Annotated in this window: 19 protein-coding genes; 3 read left to right on the top strand and 16 right to left on the bottom strand. The window is 75.6% G+C overall.

Annotated features, from left to right (window positions below):
• Positions 1 to 28: 28 nt before the first annotated feature.
• Entirely contained in the window at positions 29 to 1,486 is a 1,458-nt protein-coding gene (locus tag ACIP9D_RS18510) for a PLP-dependent aminotransferase family protein (protein WP_350872476.1), read from the bottom strand.
• Between the two features lie 58 nt (positions 1,487 to 1,544).
• Here ACIP9D_RS18510 and ACIP9D_RS18505 point away from each other — a divergent pair, with 58 nt between their 5' ends.
• Both ACIP9D_RS18505 and ACIP9D_RS18500 read left to right on the top strand, forming a co-directional pair.
• Positions 1,545 to 2,198: a hypothetical protein gene (locus ACIP9D_RS18505; protein ID WP_350872474.1), complete on the top strand. Its 654-nt coding sequence runs from the start codon at positions 1,545 to 1,547 to the stop codon at positions 2,196 to 2,198.
• Positions 2,199 to 2,299: 101 nt separating this feature from the next.
• Positions 2,300 to 2,761 (top strand): hypothetical protein, encoded by a 462-nt coding sequence (locus ACIP9D_RS18500; RefSeq protein WP_350872472.1) that lies wholly within the window; start codon positions 2,300 to 2,302, stop codon positions 2,759 to 2,761.
• A 20-nt stretch (positions 2,762 to 2,781) separates the two neighbouring features.
• On the opposite strand, the gene hisF is transcribed toward ACIP9D_RS18500, so the two are convergent.
• The 14 genes from hisF to hisD all read right to left on the bottom strand — a co-directional run bounded on the left by hisF (position 2,782) and on the right by hisD (position 14,483).
• Entirely contained in the window at positions 2,782 to 3,549 is a 768-nt protein-coding gene (gene hisF, locus ACIP9D_RS18495; RefSeq protein WP_350872470.1) for an imidazole glycerol phosphate synthase subunit HisF, read from the bottom strand.
• Positions 3,550 to 3,674: 125 nt separating this feature from the next.
• Entirely contained in the window at positions 3,675 to 4,679 is a 1,005-nt protein-coding gene (locus ACIP9D_RS18490) for an NADP-dependent oxidoreductase (RefSeq protein ID WP_350872468.1), read from the bottom strand.
• A gap of 316 nt (positions 4,680 to 4,995) precedes the next feature.
• Positions 4,996 to 5,421 carry an organic hydroperoxide resistance protein gene (locus ACIP9D_RS18485; RefSeq protein ID WP_350872466.1) on the bottom strand — a complete coding sequence of 142 codons (426 nt, stop codon included), beginning with the start codon at positions 5,419 to 5,421 and terminating at the stop codon, positions 4,996 to 4,998.
• Positions 5,422 to 5,427: 6 nt separating this feature from the next.
• Complete coding sequence (locus tag ACIP9D_RS18480) at positions 5,428 to 5,874, bottom strand: MarR family transcriptional regulator (RefSeq protein ID WP_350872464.1); 447 nt, start codon at positions 5,872 to 5,874, stop codon at positions 5,428 to 5,430.
• A gap of 43 nt (positions 5,875 to 5,917) precedes the next feature.
• The gene (locus ACIP9D_RS18475; protein ID WP_350872462.1) at positions 5,918 to 6,193 is read right to left on the bottom strand and encodes a hypothetical protein; all 276 of its coding nucleotides are present in this window, start codon (positions 6,191 to 6,193) and stop codon (positions 5,918 to 5,920) included.
• Positions 6,194 to 6,240: 47 nt separating this feature from the next.
• Positions 6,241 to 8,994: a LuxR C-terminal-related transcriptional regulator gene (locus tag ACIP9D_RS18470; protein ID WP_350872460.1), complete on the bottom strand. Its 2,754-nt coding sequence runs from the start codon at positions 8,992 to 8,994 to the stop codon at positions 6,241 to 6,243.
• Between the two features lie 119 nt (positions 8,995 to 9,113).
• Positions 9,114 to 9,503 carry a RidA family protein gene (locus tag ACIP9D_RS18465; RefSeq protein WP_350872458.1) on the bottom strand — a complete coding sequence of 130 codons (390 nt, stop codon included), beginning with the start codon at positions 9,501 to 9,503 and terminating at the stop codon, positions 9,114 to 9,116.
• Complete coding sequence (gene priA, locus ACIP9D_RS18460) at positions 9,500 to 10,225, bottom strand: bifunctional 1-(5-phosphoribosyl)-5-((5-phosphoribosylamino)methylideneamino)imidazole-4-carboxamide isomerase/phosphoribosylanthranilate isomerase PriA (protein WP_350872456.1); 726 nt, start codon at positions 10,223 to 10,225, stop codon at positions 9,500 to 9,502. Before priA ends, ACIP9D_RS18465 begins: the two co-directional genes overlap by 4 nt.
• Positions 10,226 to 10,239: 14 nt before the next feature.
• Positions 10,240 to 10,563, bottom strand: coding sequence for a hypothetical protein (locus ACIP9D_RS18455; RefSeq protein ID WP_350872455.1), 324 nt, complete (start codon positions 10,561 to 10,563; stop codon positions 10,240 to 10,242).
• Between the two features lie 47 nt (positions 10,564 to 10,610).
• Positions 10,611 to 11,231, bottom strand: coding sequence for an imidazole glycerol phosphate synthase subunit HisH (gene hisH, locus ACIP9D_RS18450; protein ID WP_350872453.1), 621 nt, complete (start codon positions 11,229 to 11,231; stop codon positions 10,611 to 10,613).
• Between the two features lie 22 nt (positions 11,232 to 11,253).
• The gene (locus ACIP9D_RS18445; protein WP_350872451.1) at positions 11,254 to 11,427 is read right to left on the bottom strand and encodes a hypothetical protein; all 174 of its coding nucleotides are present in this window, start codon (positions 11,425 to 11,427) and stop codon (positions 11,254 to 11,256) included.
• The gene (gene hisB, locus ACIP9D_RS18440; protein WP_350872449.1) at positions 11,427 to 12,038 is read right to left on the bottom strand and encodes an imidazoleglycerol-phosphate dehydratase HisB; all 612 of its coding nucleotides are present in this window, start codon (positions 12,036 to 12,038) and stop codon (positions 11,427 to 11,429) included. Before hisB ends, ACIP9D_RS18445 begins: the two co-directional genes overlap by 1 nt.
• 55 nt (positions 12,039 to 12,093) lie before the next feature.
• Positions 12,094 to 13,164 (bottom strand): histidinol-phosphate transaminase, encoded by a 1,071-nt coding sequence (locus ACIP9D_RS18435; protein ID WP_350872447.1) that lies wholly within the window; start codon positions 13,162 to 13,164, stop codon positions 12,094 to 12,096.
• A complete protein-coding gene (gene hisD, locus ACIP9D_RS18430) occupies positions 13,161 to 14,483 on the bottom strand; it encodes a histidinol dehydrogenase (protein ID WP_350872445.1) in 1,323 nt (440 codons plus the stop codon). The genes ACIP9D_RS18435 and hisD overlap by 4 nt, the downstream gene beginning before the upstream one ends.
• Before the next feature lie 165 nt (positions 14,484 to 14,648).
• On the opposite strand from hisD, the gene ACIP9D_RS18425 reads away from it, so the two are divergent.
• On the top strand, positions 14,649 to 15,353 hold the full coding sequence (locus tag ACIP9D_RS18425) for an LON peptidase substrate-binding domain-containing protein (RefSeq protein ID WP_350872443.1): 705 nt from the start codon (positions 14,649 to 14,651) through the stop codon (positions 15,351 to 15,353).
• Here the strand turns inward: ACIP9D_RS18425 and ACIP9D_RS18420 are convergent.
• Positions 15,268 to 16,092: a DUF2567 domain-containing protein gene (locus ACIP9D_RS18420; protein WP_400450562.1), complete on the bottom strand. Its 825-nt coding sequence runs from the start codon at positions 16,090 to 16,092 to the stop codon at positions 15,268 to 15,270. The two genes, ACIP9D_RS18425 and ACIP9D_RS18420, sit on opposite strands and share 86 nt — an antisense overlap.
• Between the last annotated feature and the right edge of the window lie 79 nt (positions 16,093 to 16,171).

Raw genomic sequence — 16,171 nt, 5'->3', positions numbered from 1 at the left:
TGGCCCTGCGACGGCCGCGGCGCCGGGGTCAGGCGATGACCGCGGGTTCCCGCCACTGCGGCCGGGCGGCCCGGTCCAGGTCGTAGCGGACCGTGGCGATCCGGTCGATCGCCTCCACCAGCTCCGCCGCCGGCAGCGTGAAGGGCAGCCGCAGGAACCGCTCCAGCGTCCCGTCCAGCCCGAACCGGGGACCGGGCGCGAGCCGTACGCCGACCTCCTCGGCGGCCCGGGCCAGCGCGCTGGAGATCGGCCCGTCGAGCTCCGCCCAGAGCGTCACCCCGCCGCGCGGCACGGTGACCCGCCAGTCCGGCAACCGCTCGGCGAGGGCGCCGAGCAGGGCGTCGCGCTGGGCGGCGAGCTGCGCCCGGCGGGCCGCCACGATCGCCGGCCCGTCGGCCAGCAGATGTACCGCGACCAACTGGTCCAGCACCGGGCTGGCCATGTCCACCCCGACCCGGGCCGCGGCGAGGCGCTGCACCTGCGGGGCGGAGGCGCGTACCCAGCCGATGCGCAGGCCGCCCCAGTAGGGCTTGCTCATCCCGCCGATGGAGATCACCCGGGAGTGCCGGTCGAAGGTCGCCGTCGGTGGAGGCAGCTCGGTGCCGTCCAGCGGCAGCTCCACGAAGGACTCGTCGACCACCAGGTCGGTGCCGGCGGCGTGGGCCGCGGCCACCACCCGCTCGCGCAGGTCGGTCGGCATCAGGTGCCCGGTGGGGTTGTGGAACTCCGGGATCAGGTACGCCAGCTTCGGCCGGGTCTGCCGCAGGCTGCCGAGCAGCAGGTCCGCGTCCCAGCCGGCGCCGTCAGCGGCCAGCCCGTGGGTGGCGATCCGGGCCCGCCGGGCGGCCAGCGCGGCGAGCGCGTTCGGGTAGGTCGGCGACTCCACCAGGACGCTGGCGCCCGGTGCGAGGGCGAGCCGCAGCACCAGGTCGAGGGCGTGCTGGGTGCCGCTGGTGACCATGATCTGCTCGGCCGAGGTGGGCAGGCCCCGCTCGGTGTACGCGGCGGCCACCGCCTCGCGCAACTCGACGATCCCGGTCGGGTGGTAGCCGGCGCCGCAGAGGTAGCGGGGCAGGTCCTCGGCGGCGGCGCGGGCGGCCGGCACCAGCTGCGGCGGGGCGGCCAGCGCGGCGCAGCCGAGGTCGATCATGTCCAGATCGTCCTGCGGGGTCCAGAGCCCGGAGCTGGCCACCCGGTGGTTGCCGGGCAGCATGGTCCAGCTGCCGGCGCCACGGCGGCTGGCCAGGTGGCCGGTCTCGCGCAGCTGCCGGTAGGCGGCGGTCACCGTGGTCCGGCTGATCCGCAGCGCCTCGGCCAGCTCCCGTTCGGCGGGCAGCCGGACGCCCAGCGGCAGCCGGCCGTCGGCGAGCAGCCCGCGGACCGCGCCGGCGAGCGCCGCGTAGTCGGGGCTGCGCCGGCGGCCGGGAAGGGAGTGCCACTGCCCGAGCAGCCGAGCCAATTGGACGCCCCGTACCTGACTCGTCATGGCCACTCCTGCGAGATTGGCTCTATCGCTCGGCGAATTGGCCCCTAGGTTGGCATGTATGGCAGCGATTGGCAATCTGCGGCACCGGCCGGCGCGACGGCTGACCCAGCTCTACCTGGGCCTGGGCCTCTACGGGGTGTCCATGGCCCTGATGATCCGCTCCGGGCTGGGCCTCGACCCGTGGGACGTGTTCCACCAGGGGCTGTCCCGGCTCACCGGGCTCTCGTTCGGCACGGTGACCATCGCGGTCGGCGCCCTCGTCCTGCTGCTCTGGATCCCGCTGCGACAGCGCCCCGGGCTCGGCACGGTCAGCAACGTGGTGGTGATCGGTCTGGTGGTCGACGCCACGCTGGCCCTGCTGCCGGCGGGCGGCCCGCTCTGGGTCCGGATCGGACTGCTGGTCACCGGGATCGTGGCCAACGGCGCGGCCACCGGGCTCTACCTGGGCGCCCGGCTCGGCCCCGGCCCACGTGACGGGCTGATGACCGGCTACGTCGCCCGCCGACCGGGCCGGTCGATCCGCCTCGTCCGGACCGTGATCGAGGTCACCGTGCTGGCCCTGGGGTGGCTGCTCGGCGGCACCGTCGGGGTCGGCACGGTCGCCTACGCCCTCAGCATCGGCCCGCTGGCACAGCTGTTCATCCCGCTGTTCGCCGTGGCCGAGCCGGAGGTCGACACCGCCGGTCCGGTGGCCGCGCAACCGGCGGGCTGAGGAGTCACGCAGCGTCCGGCGAGCGGCACACCGGGCTGCTGCGGCGGGGTCGGGGGTGGCCGGGTGTTCCCTTCCGCGACACGCGCCTGCATCATCTCTGCATGGGGGAGAGCGGATGGCGCCGGAGCGACGCCTGGATCTTCGTGTCGTTGGTCATCGCGAGCGGCGCCGGGCGGCACCGCCGGGCCGCGGCCAGCCGGCGGCCCGAGGGCGTACGCCTGGCCGACGTGCTCTCCACCGCCGATCACCTCAACCAGTCGATTCCCGAACGGCACGAGGTCGAGGCGGCGATCCAACGGCTGGCCGGGGCCGGGCTGGTGAGTGTCAGCGACGGCTGGTTCCGGATCACCGCAGAGGGTGAGCGGCTGTGGCGCAGCCGGCCGAGCGCCGGACTGGCGACCACCGTGGACACCGTGCAGGGAGTGTTGAGCCGGCGGCACGCACCGGGCAGTGCCGAGTGGACGCTCGACGAGGCCGACCACGCGGCGGCCGTGCAGGAATACGTCGTCCGCTCGATCCCCACCCCGCGGCGCTCCCCCGAGGGACACTCCGGGCGGGACTGAGCCGCCCGGGGCCGGCGGGGTCAGCGGACGGGGTGGCCGTCTCGGCGCAGCGCGTCCTTGACCTCGGCGACGGTCAGCTCACCGAAGTGGAAGACGCTGGCGGCAAGCACCGCGTCGGCGCCGGCGGCGATCGCCGGCGGAAAGTGGGCCACCTCGCCGGCGCCGCCACTGGCCACCACCGGCACGTCCACCACCCGGCGGACCGCGCCGATCAACTCCAGGTCGAAGCCGGCCTTGGTGCCGTCGGCGTCCATCGAGTTGAGCAGCAGCTCCCCGGCGCCCAACTCGGCGCCGCGGCGGGCCCACTCGACCGCGTCCAGCCCGGTGCCCCGCCGGCCGCCGTGCGTGGTCACCTCGAAGCCGCTCGGGGTGGCGCCGGCCGGCGCACGCCGCACGTCGAGCGAGAGCACCAGCACCTGCCGGCCGAACCGGTCGGCGATCTCGGCGATCAGCTCCGGCCGGGCGATCGCGGCGGTGTTCACCCCGACCTTGTCCGCCCCTGCCCGCAGCAGGGTGTCGACGTCGGCGACCTGGCGTACCCCGCCGCCGACGGTGAGCGGGATGAAGACCGACTCGGCGGTGCGCCGCACCACGTCGAGCATGGTGCCGCGGTCGCTGCTGGAGGCGGTGACGTCGAGGAAGGTCAGCTCGTCCGCGCCGGCCCGGTCGTAGGCCGCGGCCAGCTCCACCGGATCGCCGGCGTCGCGCAGGTCGAGGAAGTTGACGCCCTTGACCACCCGTCCGGCGTCCACGTCCAGACAGGGGATGACCCGTACCGCCACCGTCATGCCCCGACCCTATCCCGCCCGCCGCCCCGGCCCGTCGATCATGGAGTTGTGGTGCCGGATCCGGGGCCGTTCGCCACCTTCGTCCCCCACCACAACTGCATGATCGACGCTTGCAGGCGGGCGGGTCAGAGGCGGACCAGCATCTTGCCGAGGTTCTCGCCGCGTAGTAGGCCGAGGAAGGCGGCCGGGGCGTTCTCGATGCCGTCGACGGTGGTCTCGTCGTAGGAGACCCGGCCCTCGCGCAGCCAGCCGGACATCTCCTGGACGAACTGCTCGCGCAGCGAGCCGTGGTCGCCCACCAGGAAACCGCGCAGGGTGAGCCGCTTGCCGATGAGCAGCGCCAGGTTGCGCGGCGCGGCCGGCGGGGCGGTGTCGTTGTACTGGGCGATCATCCCGCAGATCGCCGCCCGGCCGTGCAGGCGCATGGCCGAGATCGCCGCCTCCAGGTGGTCGCCGCCCACGTTGTCGAAGTAGACGTCGATGCCCTCCGGTGCGGCGGCCTTCAGCGAGTCGCGGACCGGGCCGTCGTGGTAGTCGAACGCGGCGTCGAAGCCGAGCGCCCGCAGCCGCTCGACCTTCGCCGCCGAGCCGGCGCTGCCGACCACCCGGCCGGCGCCCTTGAGCTTGGCGATCTGCCCGACCAGGCTGCCCACCGCGCCCGCGGCGGCCGAGACGAAGACCGTCTCGCCCGGCCGCATCCCGGCCACCTCCAGCAGCCCGGCGTACGCGGTCAGCCCGGTCATCCCGAGCACGCTGAGGTAGGCGCTCAGCGGCGCCAGCTCCGGATCGACGGTCCGGGCGGACCGGGCTTCGACCAGCGCGTACTCCCGCCAGCCCAGCCCGTGCAGCACCACGTCGCCGGGGCTGAACCCGTCGGCCTCGCTGGCCACCACCTCGCCGAGCGCGCCACCGTCGAGCGGCGCGTCGAGCGCGAACGGCGGCACGTACGACTTGACGTCGTTCATCCGTCCGCGCATGTACGGGTCGACGGACATGAAGCGGTTGCGGACCAGGAGCTGGCCCGGCCCGGGCTTCGGCACCTCGGTCTCGACCAGCCGGAAGTTCTCCGCCGTCGGCCAGCCGTCCGGCCGGGCGGCCAGGTGGATCTCCCGGTTCACCGGCCCGCTCACGCCGCCGCTCCGCTTCGCTCCGCAGCGGCGCGAGGCGCCCCGCTGCTGTGCCGGATGGTTCGCTCGCTACGCTCGCTCACGCCGCCGCTCCGCTTCGCTCCGCAGCGGCGCGAGGCGCCCCGCTGCTGTGCCGGATGGTTCGCTCGCTACGCTCGCTCACGCCGCCGCTCCGCTTCGCTCCGCAGCGGCGCGAGGCGCCCCGCTGCTGTGCCGGATGGTTCGCTCGCTACGCTCGCTCACGCCGCCGCTCCGCTTCGCTCCGCAGCGGCGCGAGGCGCCCCGCTGCTGTGCCGGATGGTTCGCTCGCTACGCTCGCTCACGCCGCCGCCCGCACGGTGAGCGCGACGTCGATGTTGCCGCGGGTCGCGTTGGAGTAGGGGCAGACCTGGTGCGCCTGCTCCACCAACTGCTCAGCGGTGACGCGCTCGACGGTGGGCAGGTCGACCACGAGCGTCACGGTCAGCCCGAAGCCGCCGGCGCCGTTCGGGCCGATGCCCACCTCCGCCTCGACGACCGAGCCGGTCACGTCGGCCTTGGCCCGCCGGGCGACCAGCCGCAGGGCGCCGTGGAAACAGGCCGCGTAACCGGCGGCGAAGAGCTGCTCGGGGTTGGCCGCGCCGCCGGCGCCGCCCATCTCCTTCGGTACCGCGAGGTCGAGGTCGAAGGTGCCGTCGGAGGTGGCGACGTGGCCGTCGCGGCCGTCGCCGGTGGCCCGGGCGGAGGCGGTGTAGAGAACCTGCATGAGGGGTCAGCGCTCCTTCTGTCGGTGGATGGTCTCGGTGACCTGGGTGAGGGTGTCGCGCAGGGCGACCAGCTCCGTCACGGAGAGCCCGGCTGCCCGGGCGATCCGCGCCGGCACGTCGGCCACCCGCTGCCGCAGGGCTCGACCGGCGTCGGTCAGCCCGACCTCGACCCGCCGCTCGTCGTCGGCCGCGCGCTGCCGGACCACCAGCCCGGCGCCCGCCAGCCGCTTGAGCAGCGGCGAGAGGGTGCCGGAGTCCAGCCGCAGCGCGGCGCCGAGCTCGGAGACGGTGGTGGTGTCGCCATCGCGCTCCCAGAGCACCAGCAGCACCAGGTACTGCGGGTAGGTCAGCCCGACGGGGTCGAGGACGCCGCGGTAGACGTCGGTCATGGCCCGCGACGCGGCGTAGAGCGCGAAGCACACCTGCCCTCGCAGCACCAGGTCATCGGTCACCCGGGAAACGTATCGCACAACTAAGTTGTGCACAATCTAAAAGTCACGTCGTCTCGCCGGCCGGCGACGGACGGCCCTGCGGCGTGTAAATCCACTCGGCCGGACCGAGCCGGTCCACCCGCCAGCCCGCCGCCGCGGCCACCGCGGCCACCGTCTCCGCGTCCGGCCCCTCGACCAGGGCCAGCACCACGTCGTCGGCCGGAATGCGCACCGCGCCGCGCAGCCGGGTGGTCCCGGTGTTCAGCCCCTCGACCAGCCCGTCGGCCCACTCCCCCGGAGCGCGGTCGTAGCGTTCGAGGACGAAGAGTCGAGGGGCCATGCGTCGACGCTAGGTGGGCCCGACGGCGGGGGTAATCGGGTGTTTCCCTATCCGTCGACACCCGCGCCACGGGCCATCACGGCGCCCAGCTCGGCCCGGCTGGCCACCCCGAGCTTGCGGTAGACCCGGGCCAGGTTGGCCTCGACCGTCTTCGGGCTGATGAAGAGCGTGTCGGCGATGGACCGGTTGGTCCCACCGGCCGCGGCGAGCCGGGCCACCTCCAGCTCGGTGCCGGTCAACTGCGCAGGGGCGGCGGGACGCCCGCCGGTGCGCTCCGCCTCGGCGCGGGCCCGGGCCGCCAGCGCCGCCGCGCCGAGCGCGTCGAACTCGGCCGCTGCCGCGCTCAGCGCCGCCCGGGCCGCCCGCCGCCGCCGGGCCCGCCGGTGCGCGACGCCGGCCACCAGCAGACAACGGGCCCGGTCCAGGGGCAGCACGTCGGGAGGCACCGTGGCCCGGGCGGCGGCCAGCTCGGCCAGCGCGTCGGAGGCGTCCCGACCCAGCGCGCCGGCCAGCAGCACCCGGCTGCGGGCCAGCCCCAGGGTGGTCCACGGCCGGGCGAGCCGCCGGTGCCGCACGGTCAGCCGCTCCAGCACCGCCTCGGCGGTGGCCAGGTCACCGGCCCCGACGCAGGCCTCCAGCCAGTCCGGCTCGAAGCGCTGGGCGAGCGGCTCGACGAGGCCCATCTCGTCCACGATGGCGGCCAGCTCGCCGTAGTGCCGGGCGGCCTCCGGCAGCCGTCCCCCGGTCAGCGCCGCATATCCGGCCAGTTGCGCGTGGATCCGCCGCCGCCACCCGTCGTTGAGCTCGGCGGCCCGGCGCAGCCCCTCCTCGGCGACCGCGCTCGCCTCGGCCAGCCGCCCCCGGTACGCCAGCAGCAGCCCCTCCATCCAGGCCACACCGGCCAGGTCGGCGCCGTACTGCTCGCCCAGCTCACGGGCCGCGGCGAGGTGCCCGGCGGCGTCCGCCCAGCGACCGGCGAGCAGCTCCGTCTCACCCAGGTGACACAGCAGCTCGTGCTGCGACGGTTCGTCGCCCCGGGCGGCCGCCCGATCCAGCATCCGGTGCAGACGCTCCCGGGCCCGGCCGTGCTCGTCGAGCGACTTCCACCAGATGGCCGGGACGGTCCCGGCCAGCCAGGACGGCTCCTCCCCCTCCTGCGCCAGCGCCTGCTCCAGCAGCTCGGCACGCGCCGGCAGTCCGGCGCGGACCTCGTTGAGCAGCAGCAACAGCAACGCCGCGGCGTGCACCGGACGGTCGTCCGGGCTCTCCGCCAGCAGGGCGGCCGCCCGCTCCGCGTGCCGACGGGCCGGGTCCGGGGCGTCCCGGAACACGGCGAGATGGGCGTGCACCCGCCCGGCCAGCGTCGAGCCGACCGGCACGACGGCCAGGGCCCGCTCGGCGGCGCTCTCGGCGGCCTCGCCCGGCTCGTCCGAGCTCCACGCGACGACCGCCCGCAGCAGCAGCGCCTCGGCCCGTGCCGGGCCGGTCAGCTGCTCGGCCGCCAGCTCGGCGGTCGCCTTCGCGGCCGGGTAGTCTCCGCTGTCGAACCGGCACTGCACGGCGGCCAGCCGCCATCGCGCGTGCTCGGCAGCGTCCGGCGGGGTGAGGCGGGCAGCGGCGTCGTACAGCCCGGCGGCGGTCTCCGGCGCACCCCGCCGCCGCTGCCGCTCGGCCGTCGCCGCGATCTCCGCCGCCGCCGCCGAATCGGGCGCGGACGCGCAGCGGGCCAGCTGGCGGGCCCGCTCGTCCGGATCCCCGGCGGTGTCGGCGAGCAGCCGGTGCAGCCGGTGACGCACCCCCGGCGGCACCTCGGCGCGGACCGCGGCGGCATAGACCGGATGGGTGAAGCCGACCAGCTCGCCGGTGACCGCGACCAGGCCGGCCTCCTCCGCCGCGTCGAGGTCGGCCGCCGCCACCCCGGCCTGAGCCAGCCCGGCCAGCGTGGGCAGGCCGGAGAGCGCGGCGAGGCGGATCGCCTGCCGGGTCGGCGGCGGCAGGGTCGCCACCCGCTCGGCGACCAACTGCCGCAGCGACGGCGCGGCCGGCAGGTCGGCGCCCGGCGCCGGCAACCGGGGCATCCGCAGCACCGCCCGAGCCAGCTCCACGGCGAGCAGCGGGTTCCCCCCGGACTCCGCGGCGATCCGGATCAGCAGCGGCCGGGGCAGCACCGTACCGGTCTCCGCCCGCAGCACGTGGTGCAGCGGCCCCACGCCGAGCGGGCCGAGCACCACCCGCTCCAGGTGACCGCCGGTGGGCCGCTGATCCAGCCCGAGCGGCGCCGGCGCCGCGCCCGGCCGGTCGGCGCGCGCGGTGACCAGCACGGCGACCCGCGGTGCCACCCGGCGCAACGCGAACCGCAACGCACGCTCGCTCGGCGGATCCAGCCACGGTGCGTCGTCGACCGCCACCAGCACCCGGGGCCAGGCCGGGTCGGCGGCCGCGACGTCGAGCAGCGCGCCGGTGGCCACGCCCACGGCGCGTTCGTCGACCGGCCCGGTCACCTCGCCGGTCAGCAGCACCCCGGCCAGCGCCGCGCGCTGCGGCGGCGACAACGCCGCCGTCCGGTCGGCGAGCGGCGCCAGCACGTCGGCGAGCGCCGCGAACGGCAGGGCCCGCTCGGCCTCGGTCGGAGCGCAGCGCAGCGTCAGCCAGCCGTCCCCGGCGGCGGCGTCCAGCAGCGACCGGAGCACCACCGTCTTGCCGATCCCGGCCGGACCCTCCACGAGCACCTGCCGGCCCTCGGCCAGCGACCGGCGGGCGACCCCGACCACGCTGTCGCGACCGACAGCCGTCCCGCTCACCCGGTCAGTCTGGCAGCGCCCGTCGAGCCGGTCGAGGACCGTACGGACGGGTCGGGGCGCATCGTCCGGTCACCCGTCAGACGGGCGGGCGGCGCCGGACCGGGTTCGCGGCGGCCCGGTCAGCGGTCGCCGAGGTACGCCTCCAGCTCCACCTCGACCAGATGCTCCGGATCCAGCAGACCGGCCACCACCACCAGGGTCGCCGCCGGGCGGACCGCCCCGAAGACCGCGTTGTGCGCCCGGCCCACCTCGTCGGCGTGGCCACGGTCGGTCACGTACATCCGGCTGCGGACCACGTCGCCCGGCTGCGCGCCGACCTCGGCGAGCGCGTCCAGGGCGATCCGCAGCGCCTGCGCGGTCTGCGCCGCGGCGTCCCCGACGTGGGCCACCCGACCATCCACCGTGGAGGTGCAGCCGGCGGTCCAGGCCAGCTCGCCGGCGCGGACCACCCGTGCGTAGCCGTAGGTGGCCTCCCACGGGCCGCCCGAGCCGAGCCGGGTGACCGTCACGCGGCGGCCAGCGTGTCGAGCGCCTGCCGCACCGTGAAGGCCCCCGCGTAGAGCGCCTTGCCGGTGATCACACCCTCCACCCCGATCGCTTCCAGGCTGGCCAGGGCCCGCAGGTCGTCCAGGGTGGAGACGCCGCCCGACGCGATCACCGGCGCGTCGGTACGGGCGCACACCTCACGCAGCAGGTCCAGGTTGGGCCCGCGCATGGTGCCGTCCTTGGTGATGTCGGTGACCACGTACCGGGCGCTGCCCGCCTTGTCCAGCCGCTCCAGCACCTCGAACAGGTCGCCGCCCTCACGGGTCCAGCCCCGGGCGGCGAGGGTGCGGCCGCGCACGTCCAGCCCGATCGCCACCCGGTCGCCGTACTCCCCGACCACCCGGTCGCACCAGACCGGGTCCTCCAGCGCGGCGGTGCCGATGTTGACCCGGGCCGCCCCGGTGCCGAGCGCCGCGAGCAGCGACTCGTCGTCGCGGATGCCGCCGGAGAGCTCCACCTTGACGTCGAGCTGGCGGACCACCTCGGCGAGCAGGTGGGCGTTGGTGCCCCGACCGAACGCGGCGTCCAGGTCGACCAGGTGGATCCACTCGGCGCCGTCACGCTGAAAGGCCAGCGCCGCGTCGATCGGGTCACCGTAGCTGGTCTCGCTGCCGGCGGCGCCCTGCACGAGCCGGACGGCCTGGCCGTCGGCGACGTCCACGGCAGGCAACAGGGTGAGGCTCAACGTCTTCTCCTCGGTCAGGTACGACGGTCCAGGGCGATCACGACGATCGCCGGCAGTACGAGCAGCAGCAGTACGACCAGCGCGAGACGGAGCGCCAGGTCGTCCACGAACGACCAGATCAGGACCAGCGCAGCCGCGGTGAGCAGAACGATCGCGGCCCGTTCGGCGCGACTGTGCCGGGCCAGCCGGCCCGCGCTGCCCCGACGCAGCCGGGGCGTGATCCGGCGGAGCACCGCCCGGCGGCGTTCCCGGCGGGCCACCCGACGCCGGCGCGCGGCGCGCTCCCGGGCCAGTACGGCTTCGCGCGCCTCCCGGCGCCGGGCCCGTTCCTTGCTCACGCCGCCCCCCACCCGGCCGCGGCCACGGACGACTCAGCCACCGGCGGTCACAGCGCGGCCAGCCAGTTGCGCAGCAGCGCGGCACCGGTGTCGGCCGACTTCTCCGGGTGGAACTGGGCGGCGGAGAGCGGGCCGCGTTCGACCGCGGCCACGAAATCCGCCCCGTGGTGGGCGGTGGTGACCGTGGCGCCGGCCGCGGCCAGCGCACCCGGGTCGCCCACCCCGTAGGAGTGCACGAAGTAGAACCGGCTGTCGACGGGCAGGCCGGCGAAGAGCACCGACGACTCGGGCGCCCGGACGGTGTTCCAGCCCATGTGCGGCAGCCGGGGGGCGCTCAGCTTCGTGACGCCGCCGGGCAGCAGGCCGAGTCCCTTGGTCACCACTCCGTGCTCGTCGCCGTGCTCGAAGAGCACCTGCATGCCGACGCAGATGCCGAGCACCGGACGGCCGGCGGCCACCCGGTCGGCGATCATCGGACCGGCGCCGAGCGCCTCGATCCCGGCCATGCACGCCGCGAACGCGCCCACGCCCGGCACCACCAGGCCGTCGGCGGCGGCCGCGGCCGACAGGTCGTCGGTCACCCGTACGCTCGCGCCGGCGGCCGCGAGCGCGCGTTCGGCCGACCGCAGGTTGCCCGAGCCGTAGTCGAGCACCACCACGTCGCTCACGCCGCCGCCTCCTTCCGGTCGCTCACTGACCCTCCCCGGGCAGCAACCACAGCACCCCACCGACGGTGGCCAGCACCGCGAGCAGCGCGGTGAGCAGCACCGCGCCGCGCGGGGCGCCCTGGCGGTGCAGCGACCAGACGCCGCCCACCAGCACCCCGGCCAGGATCAGCAGCAGAACCGGCAGCGCCGCGCTCATCACAATGCTCCCTTCGTGCTGGGCACCGCGCCGGCCGACCGCGGGTCGATCGCGACGGCCTCGCGCAACGCCCGGGCGACCGCCTTGAACTGCGCCTCCACCACGTGGTGCGCGTCCGGGTGGCCACCCGGCCGGGCCGCCCGCAGCACGTCGACGTGCAGGGTGATCCGGGCCGCCTGACCGAACGACTCGAAGATGTGCCGGGTCATGCTGGTCGGGTAGACCGGCCCGATGTACGGAGCCAGCGGTGGCTCGTCGTGCAGCACGTACGGCCGGCCGGAGAGGTCGACCGCGGCCCGGACCAGCACCTCGTCCATCGGCACGGTGGCCGACCCGTACCGTCGGATGCCGGCCTTGTCACCCAGTGCCTGGTCGAGGGCGGCGCCCAGGGCGAGCGCGGTGTCCTCCATCGTGTGGTGCGCGTCGATCTCCAGGTCACCGACGGTGCGCACGGTCAGGTCGACACCGCCGTGCCGGGCGATCTGGTTCAGCATGTGGTCGTAGAAGCCGACCCCTGTGCTGATCTCCGCGGCGCCGGTGCCGTCGAGGTCGATCTCGACGAGGACCTTGGTCTCCTTGGTGATCCGCTCAACCCGGGCGGTCCGGCTCATCGCTCGCCTTTCAGTGGTGACTGCGGGGCTGGCACGCGCGCACCGCGCCCGGCCATCAGAGCTTCTCCATCGCCGACAGGAAGGCGTCGGTCTCGGTGGGGGTGCCCGCGGTGACCCGCAGCCACCCGGGCAGGCCGACGTCGCGTACCAGCACGCCCCGCTCCAGCAGGGCCCGCCAGGCGGCGGCCTGGTCGCCACCGACCTCGAAGAGTACGAAATTTGCGTCACTGTCGGCGACCCGCACGCCGCGGCCGCGCAGCTCGGCGACGATCCGGTCGCGCTGAGCCATGATCGCGGCGACCGTGCCGAGCAGGGCGTCGCGGTGGGCCAGCGCCGCCCGGGCGGCGGCCTGGGTGAGCGCCGAGAGGTGGTACGGCAACCGGACCAGCTGCACCGCCCGCACCACCGCCGGGTCGGCGGCGAGGTAGCCGAGCCGCCCACCGGCGAAGCCGAACGCCTTGCTCATCGTCCGGGTCACCACCAGCCGGGGGTGCCCGGGCAGCACCGCGAGCGCGCTCACCGTGCCGGGCCGGGCGAACTCGGCGTACGCCTCGTCCACCACCACCATGCCCGGCGCCGCGTCGAGCACCGCGGCCACCACGGCCGGGTCCAGCGCGGTGCCGGTGGGATTGTTCGGCGAGCAGAGGAAGACCACGTCCGGCCGGTGCTCGCGGACCTGGGCCACCGCCTCGTCGGCGGTCAGCCCGAAGTCGACGCCGCGCCGGGCGGGCACCCACCGGGTGCCGGTGCCGAGGGCCAGCAGCGGGTGCATCGAGTACGCCGGTGTGAAGCCGAGCGCGCTGCGCCCCGGCCCGCCGAACGCCTGGAGCAGCTGCTGCTGGATCTCGTTGGAGCCGTTCGCCGCCCAGAGGTGGTCGACGGTGAGTCCGTGCCCGAGGTAGCCGGCCAGGTCGGCACGGAGCGCGACCGCGTCCCGGTCGGGGTAGCGGTTCAGGTCGCGCAGCTCGGCGGCGAGGGCCTTGCCGATCGCCTCCACCACCGCCTCCGGCACCGGGTAGGAGTTCTCGTTGGTGTTCAGCCGCACCGGCACGTCCAGCTGCGGCGCCCCGTACGGCGCCAGCCCGCGCAGGTCGTCGCGGAGCGGCAGATCGTCCAGCGTGGTCATGCCGAGCCCCCGGCGAAGCGGGCGCTGACAGCCTGGCCGTGCGCCGGCAGGTCCTCCACCGTGGCCAGGGTGACCACGTGCGGAGCCACCTCGCGCAGCGCCTGAGACGTGTATTCGACCAGGTGGATGCCGCGCAGGAAGGACTGGACGGAGAGCCCGGAGGAGTGTCGGGCGCAGCCGCCGGTGGGCAGCACGTGGTTGGAGCCGGCGCAGTAGTCGCCGAGCGACACCGGCGACCAGGCGCCGACGAAGATGGCACCGGCGTTGCGCACCCGCAGCGCCCAATCCCGGGCGTCCCGGGTCTGGATCTCCAGGTGCTCGGCGGCGTACGCGTCGACCACCCGCAGCCCGGCGTCGAGGTCGTCGACCAGCACCACGCCGCTCTGCTCGCCGGTCAGCGCGGTGGTGACCCGCTCGGCGTGCTTGGTCGCCGGCACCTGCCGAGCCAGCTCGCGCTCCACCGCCTCGACCAGCTCGACCGAGGGGGTGACCAGGACACTCGCGGCGAGGGGGTCGTGCTCGGCCTGGCTGATCAGGTCGGCCGCCACGTGCACCGGGTCGGCGGTGTCGTCGGCCAGGACGGCGATCTCGGTCGGGCCGGCCTCGGCGTCGATGCCCACCACGCCGCGCAGCAGCCGCTTCGCCGCGGTGACCCAGATGTTGCCCGGGCCGGTGATCATGTCGACCGGCGTGCAGTGCGCCTCGCCGGCCGCGTCGACCGCCGCCCCGTACGCGAGCATCGCCACCGCCTGGGCGCCACCGACGGCGTAGACCTCGTCGACGCCGAGCAGCGCGCACGCGGCGAGCACCCGCGGGTCGGGCAGGCCGCCGTTGTCCTTCTGCGGCGGGCTCACCACCACCAGCGAGCGGACCCCGGCCGCCTGGGCCGGCACCACGTTCATCACCACGGTCGACGGGTACATGGCCAGGCCGCCCGGGACGTAGAGCCCGACCCGGTCGACCGGCACCCAGCGCTCGGTCACCGTGCCGCCGGGCACCACCTGGGTGGTGTGGTCGGTACGCCGCTGGTCGGCGTGCACCCGGCGGGCCCGGCTGATCGACTCCAGCAGCGCGGCCCGGACCTCCGGGTCTAGGGTCCCCTCCGCGGCGGCGATCGTCTCGACGGGCACCCGCAGCACCTCGGGGCAGACTCCGTCGAACCGCTCGCTCGCCTCCCGGATCGCCGGGTAGCCATGCTCCCGGACCGCCTCCACGACGGGCCGGATCCGCTCGACGGCCACGGACACGTCGAGCTGGGCACGGGGCAGCAGGCGGCGCGGGTCACGAAGACCACCGCGCAGGTCGATCCGATTCAACACCCTTGCGAGTCTAGGCGGCCGGGCCGGGGCGGGCCGGGACCGCCCGTACCACGGGACGGTGAGCCGGGACACCCGCATCCCACCGCAGCGGTCCGGGGACACCCGGCCGGCGCGACGGTGAGCCGGGACACGCCGCCGGATCCGGATCCGGCTAGGCTCGACGGCGTGACTGCGCGGCTGCCGGTGTTCCCCCTCGCAACGGTGCTCTTCCCCGGGTTGGTACTGCCGCTGCACATCTTCGAGGAGCGTTACCGCGCCCTGGTCCGACACCTGGTCGGGCTCCCCGAGGGTGCCCCGCGCGAGTTCGGCGTGGTCGCCATCCAGGCCGGCTGGGAGGTCGCCCCGGCCGGGCCCGGCGCCCGGCCGACGCCGGCCGGCGGCGACGTGACGCTGCACGAGGTGGGCTGTACCGCCGAGCTGCGGCAGGTCACCGAGTTGGCCGACGGCGGCTTCGACATCGTGACCGTCGGGCGACGCCGGTTCCGGATCGCCGACGTCGACGAGAAGTCCGCGCCCTACCTGACGGCCGACGTGGAGTGGCTGCCCGAGCCGGGCGGCCCGGACGAGGTCGCCGACCTGCTGGCCGCCCGGGTGATCGCGGTGTTCCGGCAGTACCTCGGTCTGATCCGGGCCGACCCCGAGGAGATCTCCGAGCAGCTGCCGGAGGATCCGACCGTGCTGTCCCACCTGGTCGCCGCGACGGCGGCGCTGACCGTCGACGACCGGCAGCGGCTGCTCGCCATCGACGACACCGCGGCCCGGCTCCGGGCCGAGCTGCGGCTGCTCAACCGCGAGGCGGCTCTGCTGCGCCAGGTGCGGGCGGTTCCGGTGCCGCTGGCGGAGTTGGCGTCGCCGCCGACACCCAACTGAGGTCGGCGGCGTCGGGCTCCGGGCGCAGCGACGGCCACCGGGACCAGCCGGCCAGCAGGGTGTACGTGATGGCGGCGCCGAACGCGGGCAGCAGCAGGTTGCCGTGCGGCACCGGCAGCACCCCGAGCACCCAGTCGATCCCACCGGCCCGCAGGTCGGACGGCTTGCCGAAGCCCTGCCCCTCCGGCGCGCTGGTCAGCAGCTCATCGAAGCGGGACAGCCCGATCCGCCGCCCCAGCTGCCAGGCCACCAGCCCGGCGGCGAAGGCGCCGAGCACGGCGGTGACCAGCCCGACCGGGCCGCGCCGCCGGCGCAGCAGGAACCAGAGGGCGAGCGCCGCGAGCACCCCGAAGGCGAGCCCGAGCAGGCTGAACCAGCCGTCCGCCGCGATCGGCTGCTCCGGTTGCGGCTGGGCGTAGACCGCGCCCTCGGCGGTCTTGATCACGGGGGTGTCCGGGGCGACGGCCGCCCAGAGCAGGCCGAGCGGCGCGCCGAGCACGGCCAGCGCCAGGCCAGCCCCGACGGCGAGCACCGCGGTCCGTCGACGCGACCCGGTCTCCGCCGTCGGCGTGCGGTCGGCCGGATAGGCCCAGGCGGGCGGTCCAGCTTCCGGGCCGGCCCCATCGCCCTCCGCGCCGGTCGGCGAGACCAGCGGACCGGCCTGAACACCGGGCGGACCGGCCTGCGGGTCGGGCGGCGTGGGCTCCGCACCGGGCCGGGTGGCCTGCGGACCCGGCAGACCGGCCTGCGGGCGCGGTGTGGCCTGCGGGTCGGGCAGGGGGTCCGCCGGGGTGGATTCGTGGGCGGGCGGGGTGGCG

Source organism: Micromonospora sp. NPDC093243, from assembly GCF_044753725.1.
Taxonomy (GTDB): Bacteria; Actinomycetota; Actinomycetes; order Mycobacteriales; family Micromonosporaceae; genus Micromonospora.
The sequence above is the reverse complement of the archived record's forward strand: the minus strand, read 5'-3'. Positions and strand labels throughout refer to the sequence as shown.